Below are 15982 nucleotides of genomic sequence, written 5' to 3' on the forward strand. Positions count from 1 at the left end.
TAAAAAAACAGCAACAAAAAAGCCAGTGCAAGCACTGGCTTTTCTGTGTCTGGAAACGAGAAGGGCGATTAAACGCGCTTCTTGAATTCACCAGTACGAGTGTCGATTTCAATTTTGTCGCCTACTTTCACGAAGTCAGCAACACTCACTGTGCCACCGCCAGTGATAGTCGCTGGCTTCATCACTTTACCTGAAGTATCGCCACGAGCTGAAGGCTCAGTGTAGATCACTTCACGTACGATAGTGGTTGGCATTTCAACAGAGATAGCTTTGCCATCATAGAAAGTCACTTGGCAAGTTTCTTCCATACCATCAACGATATAAGCCGCTGCATCACCTAGGTTTTCAGCTTCTACGTCGTATTGGTTGTATTCTGCATCCATGAATACAAACATAGGATCTGCAAAGTAAGAATATGTGCAGTCAAGACGATCTAAGATGATGTCTTCTAACTTATCTTCACCTTTGAAAGTCGTTTCAGTACCAGAGTTAAGCAGTAAGTTTTTCAACTTTAACTTAACGATAGCAGCGTTACGGCCAGAACGAGTTGTTTCAGTTTTCTGCACAACCCATGGGCTGCCATCTAACATGATCACGTTACCAGGACGGATTTCATGAGCAGTTTTCATTACACTATTTCCTATATTTAGATTTTTCTGTTTTCGCGCAGTATCTTAGCTGTTTTTAACGAACTGAACTAGTCGAGTAGCGAGATCTGCAGCATTTAATGCATTAATTGGCCATTGTTTAGCATGGTGATGCAACAAGGGCAAATTAACAGGATTAAGGTTTTGCCAGTGAAGGCTCACGGCTGATTGCTGTGCTTGGTTGAACGCGAGATTCAATTCAGACCAATAACAAGCAATTTTAGGTGGCAGATTATCGCAGTAAAGTTTGAGAAAAGCTTCTAATTTTACGAGGTGATAATCATCTTCTTGGGGATAAATGTGCCAAATGAAGGGTTTTGCGGCCCATTGGGCACGTAAAAAGGAATCTTCACCGCGCACGATATTAAAATCACAGCTCCAGAGCAGGCGATCAAACCCCTGTTGGTCTGTCATAGGTAAAATGTGCAGGGTTAAATTACCATGATTTATCTGTTGACCCGGCACTAGATCGGCAATCTCACAGGGCAGTAAATGTGTCAGACTGTTTAAGCTACGCCCCTTTGGGAGCAGCGCATGGATTTTTTCTACCGATTGCTGCCATAACTCACATAATGCGGGTAGCGCCTCGGTCTCATAGCTAAAAACGCTAATCACTGTGTCTTGTGCCTGAATGTCCTTAAGACCTAGATCAGTAAAAAGCTGCAATTTATTGGCAGTATCAGCTTGCCAAGCATCACGCTCTGCAAACAAATTTTGCTCGCAAATGAGTCCACCCGTTTTGGCGCTAAAACCGGGAAAGTAGAAATACTTTTTCAAACCATTGGCTTGTAACGATGGCAAACCATGGCAGCCTTCAACCCAATCCTCTGCGCTTAAATACTCTAAATTCAGCCAAACAGGTACAGATTTTGGGGCGTTCTGATGTAAATAAGCCAGCTGCTCTTTTACCTGTTCGGGGAGTTCACAGGCAAAGGCTTCGATGAGCACTGCTCCTGCGACAAACTCTATAGGTAAAGGCTCTTTCCAATGAATAATATTCACACCATTGAAGGTTTGAGTGGCTTTTAGTGGATCGAGTGTCGGTAAGATATGCGAGAAGCTTGCGAGGTCGTCGACCCACAAATTAACGGGGATCTGATACTCATTGGCTATTTGTTTGGCTAAACGCCAAGTGACGCCAATATCGCCATAGTTATCAACGACGGTGCAAAAAATATCCCAATGATTGGAGCGAGGTGTGTTGCTCATGAGTGTGGTATGTCGTTATTCTTAGTCAGAAATATATGCATAAAAAAAGCGGCGTTAAAGCCGCTTTAATCAAATGGTTAACAGAATTAATCTTCTAATTCAGCTAAACACATTTCTTCGTAAATTTGCTTAACCCAAGCATCAACACGTTCTTCAGTCAGCTCTGGCTGGCGATCTTCATCGATACCTAAACCAATAAAGTGGTCGTCATCGACTTGACCTTTAGAGGCTTCAAAATTGTAGCTTGCAGTTGGCCAATGGCCGATGATGATACCACCACGGGCCTGAACAATATCGCCAACCATGCCCATGGCATCAAGGAAGTACTCAGCGTAATCTTCTTGATCACCACAACCAAAAATAGCGACAAGTTTGTCAGTAAAATCAATTTGCTCTAATTCAGGGAAGAAATCATCCCAGTCACATTGCGCTTCACCGTAATACCAGGTCGGGATGCCGAACAGCAGCAAGTCATACTCTGCAATCTGTTCTTTGGTACTTTTGGCGATATCTTTCACCTCAACCATTTTTTTACCCAGTTTTTTCTGGATCATCTTGGCTACAGCTTCGGTGTTACCTGTGTCGCTACCGAAAAAAAGACCTACAGTTGCCATTGTCTATCCTTTAATGTCTAGTTCACTTATTAGGTTAATCTTGCTGGTACTCGTTCAGCACTCAACTTGTTGCTGAAGAATTAATTCGATTAACTGGCTACGGCTGATGTTACTGGCCAATGCCTGCTCATTCAAGGCGTCATACAAATCTTGTGACACCTTTAACTCTATTCGCTTTAATCCGTTGGCTTTATCGCGCTGGATTTGATTGCGTTTGTTGACCTTAAGCTGTTGGCTACGGGACAAAGGATTGCTACGTGGTCGGCCCCGGCGCTTTTCGTTGGCAAAAAGGTCAATAGTGGTTCTGTCTGTCGCTTCTTTTGCCATGTTCTTATTGTTAACCGATCCCTGAGCCTTCCCAAGTGATCTGGATAATACCTTTTACAATAAACCCGGCGCAGCCGAGAAATAACACTAACCAAACAATAAATCGACCAAATTTTGGCACGTTACCTTGTTTAAGCACATCGTGGATGGCCATGCCGATAAAGAAAAATATCGAGGCAAAAAACAGGTTCAGGCCGATGGTTTCAATTTGTTCCATGTACTGAGATAACATACTTTCTTAGTCCTTGAGAGTGTTCTAAGGCCAAAAGAGGCGCGAATATATCACAACAAGATGGCGGCTGCCATATGCTTTCGGTCGAGTTTGCTGCTGATTTACATTGAATGTTTGTCAATAAATTCAGACACGATCCGGTTAAAAATGACGGGTTTTTGCGCATGCAACCAATGACCACATCCTTCAAGTGTTTTTGCCTGTGCCGCGGGGAATTGCGCCATGATAGCGCTTCTGTGCTCGCTAGTGACATAATTTGAGTCGCCGCCGCGAATAAACAGACTTGGTCCAGCATAGCTTTGTACTGGATTTAGTGTCTGATTTTGCCAGCCAATAATATTAGGATAACAAGCCTTTAGGCCACTTAAGTTCATTTTCCAACGAAAGCCAGTATCCGTGCGTTGTAGATTTTTGAGTAAAAATTGTGCCGTTGCTTCGTCAATACCATTGTCAATTAAATGGTTTAGGGCAAAGCGTCTGTCGGTATGGCCTTCTAAGGGCAGGCTTTCTAATGCCGCAAACACTGTGTCGTGTCTTGGCTCATAGGCGACGGGGGCGATATCGGCTGCCACCATACTGATAATGCGCTCTGGAAAGGCTAACGCCGTCGCCATGGCGATTTTACCCCCCATGGAGTGACCCACAATATGGGCGCGTTCAATAGCCAGTTCGTCGAGCAAGCTGATCATTGCAGTGGCCAGACGAGGGTAGTCCATTTGATCCCAATGCTCACTTAAACCATGATTGGGCACATCGACACGAATAACTTGATACTGATTTTCTAATACTTGCCCTAGACCTTTGAGGTTATCTAGATTACCGAACAAGCCGTGGATCAAGAGCACTGCGGGTCCTTGGCCTGTGGAAACAAAGTTCATGGTGATTCCTGTTGGAGATTTTTAGCTTAGCGTGACGCGAATTGTGCCCTTAATGCCGTTGGCTTGACAAGTCAGTTGCCATTTCTATAGTGGGGGCGGCCAGTAACTTGTGTGCTTTTTCGGCAATTGTCGATTAACTGCTAGTTTGCTGTGCTATTTCCCGCACTTTTAGAATAATGGCGCTTTATCAGATTGATAGAGATAGATACACTGGTAACAGATCGCAATGATCTGCCCCGATCGCTGTGGTAAACTTTTTTCGGTTAAGCCTGTCGAATAACAAAGGATAATTAAGGTTATGAAATATATCGAAGTAGATGAAGAGCTCTATCGTCATATTGCCAGCAAAACAGAACGTATTGGTGAGAGCGCCTCTGACATTCTTCGTCGATTACTCGGCCTGTCCGTCGATGCGGTCGAACAACCCCAGCCTTTGGCGATTAGCCAACCGAGCCTTGAAGCTGAACCTATTCAGCCTATCGCGGCGCAAACAGTGCCAGCAGTGAATGATTTTAGTCGCTTAGTCGATGAACATCAGTTATCGCAGCAAAAAGGCGCAGTAGGTCGTTTTCTGTTTTTGCTCGAAAGTTTGTATCAATTAGCCCCAGAGCAATTCTCACAAATTTTGCAGATCCAAGGGCGCGATCGTTTGTATTTTGCTCGCTCTAAGGAGCAACTGCTCGAAGCGAGTGCTTCGGCTAACCCAAAAGAAATTGGTACAAGTGGTTTCTGGGTAACGAGTAACAACAATACCGCCAAGAAACGCACTATTTTATCGGAAGTTTTAGTGCAATTTGGTTGTGATGCGACAGTAGCAGCGGGTATCTCCGAGCGCGTTTAATCGGCGGATGAGCCAAGTTAGTACGACATTTTTCTACTTTTTCTAATTGTAATTGAGTGCAGGAGAGCCATCGGTGGCAATACATCAAAGGGCAGGACAAATCGCTAATCAGACGGATCTGGTCAATATTCCAAAACTGATGAGCCATTATTACAGCATCACGCCAAATATGGATGACGTACAACAACGCGTCACCTTTGGCACTTCTGGGCACAGAGGCTGCGCCTTCAATGGCAGTTTTAACCAACAACACATTTGGGCGATTACCCAAGCTGTAGTGGACTACCGTCAATCGGCAAATATCGATGGGCCGCTGATCCTTGGGATTGACACCCATGCGTTATCCTATGCAGCCTATTTGTCGGCAATTGAAGTGCTGGCGGCAAATAAAGTCACAGTGAAAATCCAACAGAACGACGGATTTACACCTACGCCAGTGGTTTCCCATGGGGTGATTTGCGCCAATCGCGAAGCCAATATTACGGGTGCTGCATTGTCCGATGGTTTGATCATTACGCCTTCCCACAATCCTCCTCAGGATGGTGGCATCAAGTACAATCCACCCCATGGCGGACCTGCTGAAGGTAATATCACGGCTTGGATTGAATCGCGAGCCAATGATTACTTGCGCCAAGCGTTAGCTGGCGTGCAAAAATTAGCGTATGCCGAAGCGCTGGCATCAGGCTATGTCAACGCCATTGATTTGATTACACCCTATGTGGCTGATTTAGAAAATGTTATCGACATGCAGGCGATTGCTAAGGCTAAGCTGCATATCGGTGTTGATCCGCTCGGTGGTTCAGGGATTTTCTACTGGGCACCGATTGCCGCACGTTATGGGCTCGATATCACCTTAGTTAATGATAAAGTTGACCCAAGCTTTAGCTTTATGCCGCTGGATAAAGACGGCAAAATCCGCATGGATTGCTCGTCTCCCTATGCGATGGCAGGTTTACTCGCCCATAAAGAATCCTTTGATTTATGCCTTGGTAATGATCCTGACTATGACCGTCACGGCATCGTTTGCCCTGGTACGGGTTTGATGGATCCGAATCATTATCTTGCGGTCGCTATCGATTATTTACTGACACACAGACCAGATTGGAGCGATACCTTAGCCATAGGTAAAACCTTAGTATCGAGTGCGCTTATCGATAAAATTTGTGCTTTCCACGGCAAAACGTTACTCGAAGTGCCAGTGGGTTTTAAGTGGTTTGTCGATGGTTTAGCCGAAGCCACAATCGCCTTTGGCGGTGAAGAGAGTGCTGGCGCGGCATTTTTACGCCGTGATGGCTCTACTTGGTGTACGGATAAAGACGGTTTTATTCTAGGGTTACTTGCGGCAGAGATCCTTGCGGTGACAGGTAAAACCCCAGGTCAGCGTCACCAAGAGTTAGTAAAACAATTTGGCCAAAGCTTTTATAAGCGTATCGATAGCCCAATCAGTCTTGAAAACAAGGCCAAATTTGCGTTATTGAATGCTGAAACCTTAAATGCCACTGTGCTTGCGGGTGAGTCAATCGAAAACGTGTTAACCCATGCGCCGGGCAATAATGCGGCCATTGGTGGCATCAAAGTGACTACGGCGAATGGTTGGTTTGCGGCGCGTCCATCGGGCACGGAAGCGTTATTTAAGATCTACGGCGAAAGTTTTATCAGTGAGCAACATTTAGCTGAGATCATCAAAGATGCGCAGGCATTAATTGATAAGGCGCTAAACGCTTAATCCAGTAGTAGGTTTAGCTAACGCCTCAAAATAAAAAAACGCACTCAGATTTGAGTGCGTTTTTGTTTGTGTCTAATTCAGCTGTGAGTAGTTGATCTAATACTGATTTGACCGTACTTAGTATTCGATATGACAACTCGGTAAGTTATTCTTATCGATGTAATTTTGATGATATTCCTCAGCAACATGGAACTGTTGCAATGGCACAATTTCAGTGACGATATGGCGTAATCCCCAACGACCTGAGCGGGCAAAAGCTAATTTTGAGGCTTCTGCGGCCGCTTTTTGCTCACGGTCGTGGAAGAAAATGGTGCTGCGATATTGGGTGCCAATATCTCCGCCTTGCATGTTCAGACTCGTTGGATTGTGGTTTTTCCAAAATACATCGAGCAAGTCTTCATAACTGACAAGGGCGGGATCGAATTCCACTTGCACCACTTCGGCATGGCCCGTTTTGCCTTTTTTGACTTCTTCATAGGTTGTCGCCGCATTATTGCCGCCCATATAGCCGCAGGTGGCATTCGATACGCCGTTCACTTGTCTAAAAAAATACTCTACGCCCCAGAAACAGCCGGCACCAAAGGTTGCTAACGCCATAATTAAATCCAATAGAAGTCTAGATGGCTAAGGATTGTGATAAAACTTGAGTGCAAAAGCAAGCCTCAAGCTGGAATATTTATCATGGGAAATTCTTAGGGAATGTCCTAAGAATTTAACAATCAGCTTAGTTGAATGTCATTCCGCTTAAAACTGGGTCCTACGGCAATAAATGTCTGAGAACAGCACTAAAAACATGTGTTAGTATTGAAGCCGTTTTTTAGGTGCGAGTGAGACTAACCGCGGTGAGATAAATGCTTAAGTGGTTATTACTGCCTGTACTTATGCTATTGCGCCAATACTGTTACACATCATTATAAGGAGAATTCTGTGTTACAAGCTCTGTTAGATTCAAAGGATTTTTTAGCGCTCACCTTAGCCCATCCTGAACAGTTCGATGGCGAATTTTCATTTAACTTAGGCGATCATACTCAAGTGGAAGTGTGGGATACCGGTGTTATTGTTTTCGAACCAGTAAAGAATGAAGGAAAAGATATTGTGCTTTCCTGCGGTGTTCACGGTAACGAGACCGCGCCCATTGAACTCTGCAATAGCTTAATTAAACAACTTCTACAGCAAAAGATCATCGCAAAGCAGCGCACTTTATTTCTCATTGGTAACCCATTAGCGATTAATAACGGCACGCGGATTATTGACGAAAACATGAATCGTCTCTTTAGTGGTGAGCATTCCAATCCACCAGGGTTAGTGAACCCTGAGCGAGTACGCGCGAAAAAACTCGAAGCCTATGTCGATCGTTTTTATACTGCGGTTGCCGATGGACGTCAGCGCATCCATTATGATCTGCACACGGCGATGCGCGCCTCGAAGCATGAAAAGTTCGCTATCTATCCCTATCGTCCTGGGCGCGCCTTTAGCGGCGAGCAAATTATGTTTTTAGCCGCAAGCGGCGTCGATACAGTACTTTTCCACCACGAACCGACCACGACCTTCAGCTATTTTTCCTCTGAACGCTACGGTGCCGATGCCTTTACCATTGAGCTTGGCAAAGTGTATCCCATGGGGCAGAACGACATGACGCGTTTTATCGCCACCCATGAAATGTTCATGCGCTTGATCACCGCTAAGCCGTTGGCGCTGGATGCATTTGATGCCGATAAGGTTAACTTGTACCAAGTGTGCCGCGTCATCAATAAACATTTCGATGATTTTGAATTTACCTTCGCAACAGATGTCGAAAACTTCAGATCTTTCCCGAAGGGCTTTGTTTTAGCGCGGGAAGGTGGGCAAGAAATTAAAGTGGAGCACGAGTTTGAGTCTGTCGTGTTCCCTAATGCCAAAGTGCCTATTGGCAATCGCACTGTGATTTGCCTGATCCCTGCGGTGAATGCGGACGTGCGTTAGGCTTGTAAAGCAATATATACATGCGTGGCAGGGATAACTTGTGGTTTGAGCTATGCCAATGGTTGATAGGTAGTTTACGTTAACGTAATGTTCGTCGGGCATATTCGTATAAACAGACGCATCAAAACGCTTTGATGCGTAATGAGATAACAAGAGCACAATATGAGCAAAGCAACACTCAACACTGATACAGTGCACCGTGTCGGCTTCTTGGATAAGGCATCGCTACACATTCCTATCCTTCGAATTCTACAAGCCGACGGCACCACTTATGAAACCGCGGTTTTGCCTGTGATAGATGAAACCTTAGCCACTAAAATTTACGATACCTGTGTATTCACTCGGGTACTTGATGAACGTATGCTTGGCGCCCAGCGTCAAGGGCGCATCAGCTTCTACATGACCTGTACGGGTGAAGAAGCGGCGATTGTCGGCAGTGTGGCCGCACTCGATCAAGAAGATGTGATCCTCGCGCAATATCGCGAGCATGCGGCGCTGCGTTATCGCGGCTTTACCACTGAACAGTTTATGAATCAGATGTTCAGTAACGAGAAAGATCTTGGTAAAGGTCGACAAATGCCAATCCATTACGGTAGTGCGGCATTGCATTATCAAACGATTTCTTCACCGTTAGCCACGCAAATCCCGCAGGCGACTGGTGTGGGCTACAGCTTAAAAATGCAAGGTAAGCGCAAAGTCGCGGTTTGTTATTTTGGCGAAGGCGCTGCATCGGAAGGGGATTTTCATGCTGGCCTAAACATGGCCGCGGTACTGAAATGCCCAGTGATTTTCTTCTGTCGTAACAATGGCTACGCGATTTCTACCCCCACTGAAGAGCAGTTTGCCGGTAACGGTATTGCCAGCCGTGGTGTCGGTTATGGCATGCACACCATTCGTGTTGATGGTAATGACATGTTGGCCGTGTTAGCCGCAACTCAGCAAGCCCGCGCCTATGCGATTGAGCATAATGCGCCTGTGCTGATTGAAGCCATGACTTATCGTCTCGGCGCGCACTCTTCTTCAGACGACCCCTCTGGTTATCGCTCGAAAGATGAAGAAGCCAAGTGGCAGCAACACGATCCGGTTAAACGCTTCAAATTATGGCTTATCAACAAAGGTTGGTTGGCTGAAGCGGATGATGTGAAACTGCATGAAAAATATCGTGAAGAAGTATTGGCTGCGGTAAAAGTGGCTGAAAAAATTCCTGTGCCTATGCTGGATGAAATTATTGAAGATGTGTACGACAAGCCGACGCCAGTGCTGAAAAAGCAACTCGCCGAGCTTAAAGAACATATCAAGAAATATCCGCAAGCCTATCCAAAAAGTGCAGGGAGACTATAAGCCGTGGCTGAAATGAATATGTTACAGGCCGTCAATGAGGCCTTGTCGATTGCCATGCAAGCCGATGAACGCATGGTGGTTTTTGGTGAAGATGTGGGCCACTTTGGCGGGGTATTTCGCGCCACCTCCGGTCTTCAAGAAAAATTCGGTCGCGCTCGCTGCTTTAATACGCCGCTGACAGAGCAAGGTATTGCCGGTTTTGCCAATGGTTTAGCCTCAAATGGCATGACCGCCGTGGCTGAAATTCAATTCGCCGATTATATCTTTCCGGCGTTTGATCAAATCGTTAACGAGTCGGCTAAGTTCCGTTACCGTAGCGGTAATGAGTTCGATGTCGGTGGATTAGTGTTCCGTACGCCCTATGGCGGCGGTATCGCGGGCGGCCATTATCACTCTCAATCACCCGAAGCTTATTTTACCCAGACACCGGGATTAAAAGTGGTGGTGCCACGTAACCCTGAGCAAGCCAAAGGTCTGCTGTTGGCGTCAATCCGTGACAAAAATCCGGTGATCTTCTTTGAGCCTAAGCGTTTATATCGTGCATCGGTTGGCGAAGTGCCAGCGGGCGATTATGAAATTGAACTGGGTAAGGCTGAAGTGGTTCGCGAAGGTAAAGACATCACCTTAGTGGCGTGGGGCGCGCAAATGGAAATCCTTGAAAAAGCCGCCGACATGGCCGCTAAAGAAGGGATCTCCTGTGAAGTTATCGATTTACGCACCTTGTCACCCTGGGATATCGATACCGTTGCCGATTCAGTCAAAAAGACCGGACGTTTACTGGTTAACCATGAAGCGCCATTAACCGGTGGTTTTGCTGGTGAGATAGCGGCGACGATTCAGCAAGAATGCTTCTTGTATTTAGAGTCACCCATCAGCCGCGTTTGTGGTTTAGATACCCCGTACCCACTCATTCATGAAAAAGAATACATGCCAGATGCATTCAAAACGTTTGAAGCCATCAAAGCATCAGTGACCTTCTAGGAGTCCGGTATGATTAAAGATTTTATTTTGCCGGATATTGGCGAAGGTGTTGTGGAGTGTGAGTTGGTTGAATGGTTGGTCAAAGAAGGCGACACAGTCGTTGAAGATCAGCCGATTGCCGATGTCATGACAGACAAAGCCTTAGTGCAAATCCCTGCGCCTTTTGCTGGCGTAGTCACTAAGCTGTATTACGCCAAGGGCGATATTGCGAAAGTGCATGCGCCGCTTTATGCCGTACAAATTGAAGGTGCCGTTGAAATCGCGGGCGAAGAATCTGTTGCGGCTGCAGCTGCGACAATCGCAAAAGCTGCTGAGCCAGTGGCAGTCACAAACGCGACCACGTCATCCAGTTCGTCTGTCAGCATTGAAGAATTCTTGCTACCAGATATCGGCGAAGGCATAGTTGAATGTGAGCTAGTCGAATGGTTGGTGAGTGAAGGTGATTGGGTTGAGGAAGATCAACCGATTGCCGACGTGATGACAGATAAAGCGCTGGTGCAAATTCCTGCCATTAAAGCGGGTAAAATAGCCAAACTGCATTATCGCAAAGGTCAGCTTGCCAAAGTGCATGCGCCTTTATTTGCCATTGAAGTTGAACAGGCGGCTTCTGCACCTGCAGCGACAACAAATACAGATAATGCGGCACCTGCAGCGCAGGCTGTGAGTGCAGAGCCTGCTCGTCAAGGTAAAGCCTTAGCCAGCCCCGCAGTTCGCCGTATGGCGCGGTCGTTAGATATCGATTTGAGCCAAGTACCTGGCACAGGAAAGCACGGCCGTGTGTATAAGGAAGACATCACTCGCTTCCAACAAGGCGCGAGCAATGTTTCTGCTCCAAGTGTGGCTCAGGTAAAAGAGGCGTCAGTTCAAGCGACTCAAGCATCTCAAACCCAAGTCCCAACATCTACAGTGACTCAACGCGCTGACACGGTTGAGCCTATCCGCGGCGTAAAAGCTGTGATGGCACGCATGATGGTGGAATCTGTGTCGAGCATTCCGCACTTTACCTATTGTGAAGAGTTTGATTTAACAGACTTAGTTGCACTGCGTGAAAGCATGAAAGTGAAGTATTCGTCTGATGAAGTGAAGCTGACCATGATGCCTTTCTTCATGAAGTCAATGTCGCTCGCGTTAAGTCAGTTCCCTGTGATGAACAGTCAAGTGAATGCGGATTGCACTGAACTGACTTATAAGGCGCGTCACAATATCGGCATGGCGGTGGATTCTAAAGTCGGTCTCTTGGTGCCCAACATCAAAGATGTGCAGGACAAGAGCATTTTAGAAGTGGCCGCAGAAATCACCCGCCTGACCCAAGCAGCCCGTAGCGGCCGCGTGGCGCCAGCGGATCTGAAAGACGGCACTATATCTATTTCTAACATTGGCGCTTTAGGTGGCACAGTGGCGACGCCTATTATCAACAAACCTGAGGTGGCGATTGTGGCCTTAGGTAAGTTGCAAACCCTACCGCGCTTTAACGCGAAAGGGGAAGTCGAAGCTCGCCAAATCATGCAAGTGAGCTGGTCAGGTGACCATAGAGTGATCGATGGCGGCACCATTGCTCGCTTCTGTAATCTGTGGAAACAGTATCTTGAGCAGCCACAAGAGATGTTATTAGCGATGCGCTAAGCCGCTGGCACGAATAACTGACACTAAAAGGACGCTAAAAGCGTCCTTTTTTATTTGCTTTGCACAAATGGGTTAATCTTTTGATCCCGATTACGTATAATTCCCGAACGTAGTTATCCTGATGGATGTGTTATGAGTCAGTTAGCCCCCAGCCCATTTGCTCCAACAATAGAAACCATTGATTACCCGTTTCCGCCTAAACCAGTGCCTTTGTCCGATGCGCAAAAAGCCGATTATAAGGCGCGGATCAAACAACTGCTCATTGAAAAAGATGCCGTTCTGGTTGCCCACTATTATACCGATCCTGAAATCCAAGCCCTCGCCGAAGAGACTGGCGGCTGCGTTTCAGACTCCTTAGAAATGGCGCGCTTTGGCCGCGATCACCCAGCAAAAACCTTAATCGTTGCTGGGGTCAAGTTTATGGGCGAAACCGCCAAGATTTTAAGCCCAGAAAAAACCATTTTAATGCCGACCCTTGAAGCGACCTGTTCATTGGACTTAGGTTGTCCAATCGATAAGTTCAGCGCTTTCTGCGACGCGCACCCAGATCATACTGTGGTGGTTTACGCCAATACCTCGGCTGCGGTTAAAGCGCGTGCCGATTGGGTGGTGACCTCAAGTATTGCTCTCGAAATCGTTGAGCACTTAGACAGTGAAGGTAAAAAGATCATTTGGGGACCCGATCGTCATTTAGGCAGCTATATTGCCAAACAGACGGGCGCCGACATGTTGATGTGGCAGGGCGATTGTATTGTTCATGACGAGTTTAAATCTAATGCGCTGCGCGATATGAAAAGCGTTTACCCAGATGCAGCTATTCTTGTGCATCCTGAGTCGCCAGCCAGTGTGGTGGCGATGGCCAATGCTGTTGGCTCGACCAGTCAGCTGATTAAAGCGGCGCAGACCATGCCGAATGAGCGTTTTATCGTGGCAACCGATCGCGGCATTTTTTATAAAATGCAGCAGGCGGCGCCAGGTAAAATTTTAATTGAAGCGCCAACGGGCGGAAATGGCGCAACCTGTAAGAGCTGTGCCCACTGTCCTTGGATGGCGATGAACGGTTTGCAGGCAATTGAAGCGTCACTCGCCGACAGCGATAAAACCACCCATGAGATTTTTGTAGATGAAGACTTAAGAGTTAAGGCGCTTATTCCGCTGACGCGTATGCTGGATTTTGCCAAGACACTGAATATGAAAGTGAAGGGTAATGCCTAAGCGCGTTATTTAGCTTTTCTTCAGCCTAATAAAAATCCCTACCATAGCGTGGGGATTTTTTATGTCTGTTGTTTTTATTAAAACTAAGGCAATAAAAAGCCTCGCAAATGCGAGGCTTGATTGAGTAACGCGGGATCTAATGACTAGATTACTTTACGCTTACTTGGCGTTCATCAGTGCAACCGCGTTATCTAACATACGGTTACTGAATCCCCACTCGTTATCATACCAAGACATCACTTTCACTAAACGACCGTTTACACGGGTTTGAGTTGCGTCAAAGTTTGAAGAAAACGCATTGTGGTTAAAGTCGATAGACACCAATGGCTCTTTGTTTACCGCTAACACTTCGCTCAATGGCGCAACGCTGGCAGCGCGTTCGATAATGGCATTCACTTCTTCAACTGTCGTATCACGGGCAGCGATGAAAGATAAATCCACGAGTGATACGTTAACTGTAGGTACACGAACCGCTAAACCGTCGAATTTACCTTGTAATTCAGGTACAACCAAACCTACAGCAGCTGCTGCGCCAGTTTTAGTTGGGATCATTGACAGTGCCGCAGCACGGGCACGACGTAAATCTGTGTGGTACACGTCAGATAAACGTTGATCGTTGGTATAAGCGTGAATGGTGGTCATCAGGCCTGATTCGATACCAATCTCGTCATTTAACGGCTTAGCAAAAGGGGCTAAACAGTTTGTTGTACAAGAAGCATTTGAAATCACTGTCATGTCTGAGGTCAGCACGTTGTTGTTCACACCGTAAACAACTGTGGCATCCACATTTTTACCTGGAGCAGAAATAATCACTTTCTTCGCGCCAGCGGTTAAATGTGGTTGAACGGTTTCTTTAGAAGTGAAGATACCGGTACATTCGAACACCACGTCTACTTGCAACTCAGCCCATGGTAGTTTTGCAGGATCACGTTCTTGGAAAGTGAGGATCTTATCGCCATTCACATAAATAGCTTCGGCATCATGGTCAACTTTCGCATTGAAACGACCATGAACAGAATCGTATTTTGTCAGGTGAGCGTTGATTGAAGCGTCGCCTAAATCATTAATAGCGACAATCTTGATTGGATAAGCTTTTTCGCTTTCGTACAAGGCGCGTAATACGTTTCTACCGATACGGCCATAGCCATTTATTGCTACACGGATAGTCATCTCATATCCCTCTGGTGATTATAAAATTCAACTGGTAGTAAAATTACCAAACTGACAGCTATCGTCAAGTTAAATCGGCATTTTACCGCTGTCTTGATTAACAAATTAGGTATTTTTTTTACATCGGTCGCGAAATCGCCATTTTTCACGCGTTAATTGGGTAAAAAATTACAAGATGGCAAACATTTTGCCATCAGTTGCTTAGTTTACTTTTTCGACAGGCGCAGGCGGCACCACCTCAGTTGCAGTTGGCGCTTGGGCAACCGCTTGAGGATCAAGCCATTGTCTTACTGGACTCATAGAATAAGTGCCCTTTTTTAGCACATCGATAAGGGCTTGGGCTTTTAGATCGAGTTCAGTCGCCAGCGTTTTATTGCCACCGAGCAAGGCTAGCATTTTTTCCTCAGAATACTTCTGCTGCGTAAGTAGTAAATTTGCTTTCGTCAGCATATAGGATTTATCTAAAACTTGTTGCTGGCGATAGGCAGATGCGAGCCCAAGTAACCAGTTAACGTCGAAATCATCGTAATGGATCTCCGCAAAGACTTTAAGATAGAGTTGTTGCGCTTTGATGGCATTTCGATTGCTGTAATAGGTTGCGACTTGGGCAAGTAGAAAGGGGTCAGTCACTTCGCCGGCGTTTTCCTGTTCTAATAATCTATTTAACGCTGCGGTATCGCCAAAGCGAGTCCATTGGTAATAAGACATAAAAGGGTCTTGCCGTTCACGGGTTTGATCTTGTAGTAAACTTAAATTTTGAGTGCTTAGTCTAAAGGCTCTGGCTCTATCTGCTGTGCGATTGGTGTGGATGATATGCTGAACGCCAGAGGCGAGTTCAATACAACGGCTGTAATCCTCAAGGTAGGTTAATTGTGAGTAGAGCTGCTTACCTGTGAGGTTTTCGTTGTCTTTTAACTTGTAGCGGTTTTGGATAAGTTTGGTCTTTTCAGTCAAACACCAGCTGTCCTTATGCAAATCGGCACAAATTTCAGGATTATTTTTACAAATTACTGAGATATTTCGGTCATTATCACAACCGAAAAGACCGAAAAAGCTCATCCCTAAGGTAAATGATGTAATTATTACTAGATTTTGTCTCAAAACACTCTCCAAACGATAATTTTTCTAATAAAATTACAGATTTACAGAAAATATCTTACTGGCAACAAAGCGCGACTTTCATTACAATGGCGCCGACCAAAACAGGGTTTTCCCT

The 15982-nt window shown here is 45.9% G+C and carries 16 protein-coding genes; 7 read left to right on the forward strand and 9 right to left on the reverse strand.

The window, feature by feature from the left end; genetic code table 11:
- Positions 1-68 precede the first annotated feature (68 nt).
- The 6 genes from efp to L5L94_RS03270 all read right to left on the reverse strand — a co-directional run bounded on the left by efp (position 69) and on the right by L5L94_RS03270 (position 3907).
- Positions 69-629, reverse strand: a complete 561-nt coding sequence (gene efp / locus L5L94_RS03245; RefSeq protein ID WP_105252465.1) for an elongation factor P — start codon at positions 627-629, stop codon at positions 69-71.
- A gap of 45 nt (positions 630-674) precedes the next feature.
- Complete coding sequence (earP, locus tag L5L94_RS03250; protein ID WP_028759989.1) at positions 675-1856, reverse strand: elongation factor P maturation arginine rhamnosyltransferase EarP; 1182 nt, start codon at positions 1854-1856, stop codon at positions 675-677.
- Positions 1857-1942: 86 nt separating this feature from the next.
- Positions 1943-2470: a flavodoxin FldA gene (fldA, locus tag L5L94_RS03255; protein WP_006081576.1), complete on the reverse strand. Its 528-nt coding sequence runs from the start codon at positions 2468-2470 to the stop codon at positions 1943-1945.
- Positions 2471-2524: 54 nt separating this feature from the next.
- Positions 2525-2797, reverse strand: coding sequence for a LexA regulated protein (gene ybfE / locus L5L94_RS03260; protein ID WP_006081577.1), 273 nt, complete (start codon positions 2795-2797; stop codon positions 2525-2527).
- A 10-nt stretch (positions 2798-2807) separates the two neighbouring features.
- A complete protein-coding gene (locus L5L94_RS03265; protein ID WP_006081578.1) occupies positions 2808-3029 on the reverse strand; it encodes a DUF2788 domain-containing protein in 222 nt (73 codons plus the stop codon).
- A gap of 101 nt (positions 3030-3130) precedes the next feature.
- Positions 3131-3907 (reverse strand): alpha/beta fold hydrolase, encoded by a 777-nt coding sequence (locus L5L94_RS03270; RefSeq protein ID WP_173496693.1) that lies wholly within the window; start codon positions 3905-3907, stop codon positions 3131-3133.
- A gap of 298 nt (positions 3908-4205) precedes the next feature.
- Here L5L94_RS03270 and seqA point away from each other — a divergent pair, with 298 nt between their 5' ends.
- Positions 4206-4748, forward strand: a complete 543-nt coding sequence (gene seqA / locus L5L94_RS03275) for a replication initiation negative regulator SeqA (protein WP_173244937.1) — start codon at positions 4206-4208, stop codon at positions 4746-4748.
- A 73-nt stretch (positions 4749-4821) separates the two neighbouring features.
- Positions 4822-6474: a phosphoglucomutase (alpha-D-glucose-1,6-bisphosphate-dependent) gene (pgm, locus tag L5L94_RS03280; RefSeq protein ID WP_173244935.1), complete on the forward strand. Its 1653-nt coding sequence runs from the start codon at positions 4822-4824 to the stop codon at positions 6472-6474.
- Between the two features lie 117 nt (positions 6475-6591).
- Here the strand turns inward: pgm and msrA are convergent, their stop codons facing one another.
- Positions 6592-7071 carry a peptide-methionine (S)-S-oxide reductase MsrA gene (msrA, locus tag L5L94_RS03285; RefSeq protein ID WP_028759985.1) on the reverse strand — a complete coding sequence of 160 codons (480 nt, stop codon included), beginning with the start codon at positions 7069-7071 and terminating at the stop codon, positions 6592-6594.
- 330 nt (positions 7072-7401) lie between these two features.
- Between msrA and astE the strand changes: the two genes are divergently transcribed.
- The 5 genes from astE to nadA all read left to right on the forward strand — a co-directional run bounded on the left by astE (position 7402) and on the right by nadA (position 13596).
- A complete protein-coding gene (gene astE, locus L5L94_RS03290) occupies positions 7402-8436 on the forward strand; it encodes a succinylglutamate desuccinylase (protein ID WP_173244928.1) in 1035 nt (344 codons plus the stop codon).
- Positions 8437-8598: 162 nt separating this feature from the next.
- Positions 8599-9777 (forward strand): thiamine pyrophosphate-dependent dehydrogenase E1 component subunit alpha, encoded by a 1179-nt coding sequence (locus L5L94_RS03295; protein ID WP_113939702.1) that lies wholly within the window; start codon positions 8599-8601, stop codon positions 9775-9777.
- A gap of 3 nt (positions 9778-9780) precedes the next feature.
- On the forward strand, positions 9781-10758 hold the full coding sequence (locus tag L5L94_RS03300; protein WP_028759982.1) for an alpha-ketoacid dehydrogenase subunit beta: 978 nt from the start codon (positions 9781-9783) through the stop codon (positions 10756-10758).
- 9 nt (positions 10759-10767) lie between these two features.
- Positions 10768-12381 (forward strand): dihydrolipoyllysine-residue acetyltransferase, encoded by a 1614-nt coding sequence (locus L5L94_RS03305; RefSeq protein WP_173244927.1) that lies wholly within the window; start codon positions 10768-10770, stop codon positions 12379-12381.
- 132 nt (positions 12382-12513) lie between these two features.
- Positions 12514-13596 carry a quinolinate synthase NadA gene (nadA, locus tag L5L94_RS03310; RefSeq protein ID WP_173244924.1) on the forward strand — a complete coding sequence of 361 codons (1083 nt, stop codon included), beginning with the start codon at positions 12514-12516 and terminating at the stop codon, positions 13594-13596.
- Positions 13597-13755: 159 nt separating this feature from the next.
- Here nadA and gap read toward each other — a convergent pair whose 3' ends face one another.
- On the reverse strand, positions 13756-14766 hold the full coding sequence (gene gap / locus L5L94_RS03315) for a type I glyceraldehyde-3-phosphate dehydrogenase (protein ID WP_006081590.1): 1011 nt from the start codon (positions 14764-14766) through the stop codon (positions 13756-13758).
- Positions 14767-14967: 201 nt separating this feature from the next.
- Complete coding sequence (locus tag L5L94_RS03320) at positions 14968-15867, reverse strand: DUF2989 domain-containing protein (protein ID WP_263161137.1); 900 nt, start codon at positions 15865-15867, stop codon at positions 14968-14970.
- Positions 15868-15982 lie beyond the last annotated feature (115 nt).

It is taken from the genome of Shewanella sp. SM21 (genome assembly GCF_025654335.1).
In the GTDB taxonomy this organism is placed as follows: domain Bacteria; phylum Pseudomonadota; class Gammaproteobacteria; order Enterobacterales; family Shewanellaceae; genus Shewanella; species Shewanella oncorhynchi.

Excerpts from the sequence above, each read along its gene's own strand:
- gap (WP_006081590.1), bottom strand. The coding sequence starts at position 14,766 with ATGACTATCCGTGTAGCAATAAATGGCTATGGCCGTATCGGTAGAAAC.
- nadA (WP_173244924.1), top strand. The coding sequence starts at position 12,514 with ATGAGTCAGTTAGCCCCCAGCCCATTTGCTCCAACAATAGAAACCATT.
- seqA (WP_173244937.1), top strand. The coding sequence starts at position 4,206 with ATGAAATATATCGAAGTAGATGAAGAGCTCTATCGTCATATTGCCAGC.
- earP (WP_028759989.1), bottom strand. The coding sequence starts at position 1,856 with ATGAGCAACACACCTCGCTCCAATCATTGGGATATTTTTTGCACCGTC.
- L5L94_RS03305 (WP_173244927.1), top strand. The coding sequence starts at position 10,768 with ATGATTAAAGATTTTATTTTGCCGGATATTGGCGAAGGTGTTGTGGAG.
- L5L94_RS03270 (WP_173496693.1), bottom strand. The coding sequence starts at position 3,907 with ATGAACTTTGTTTCCACAGGCCAAGGACCCGCAGTGCTCTTGATCCAC.
- efp (WP_105252465.1), bottom strand. The coding sequence starts at position 629 with ATGAAAACTGCTCATGAAATCCGTCCTGGTAACGTGATCATGTTAGAT.
- ybfE (WP_006081577.1), bottom strand. The coding sequence starts at position 2,797 with ATGGCAAAAGAAGCGACAGACAGAACCACTATTGACCTTTTTGCCAAC.
- L5L94_RS03265 (WP_006081578.1), bottom strand. The coding sequence starts at position 3,029 with ATGTTATCTCAGTACATGGAACAAATTGAAACCATCGGCCTGAACCTG.
- fldA (WP_006081576.1), bottom strand. The coding sequence starts at position 2,470 with ATGGCAACTGTAGGTCTTTTTTTCGGTAGCGACACAGGTAACACCGAA.
- msrA (WP_028759985.1), bottom strand. The coding sequence starts at position 7,071 with ATGGCGTTAGCAACCTTTGGTGCCGGCTGTTTCTGGGGCGTAGAGTAT.
- L5L94_RS03295 (WP_113939702.1), top strand. The coding sequence starts at position 8,599 with ATGAGCAAAGCAACACTCAACACTGATACAGTGCACCGTGTCGGCTTC.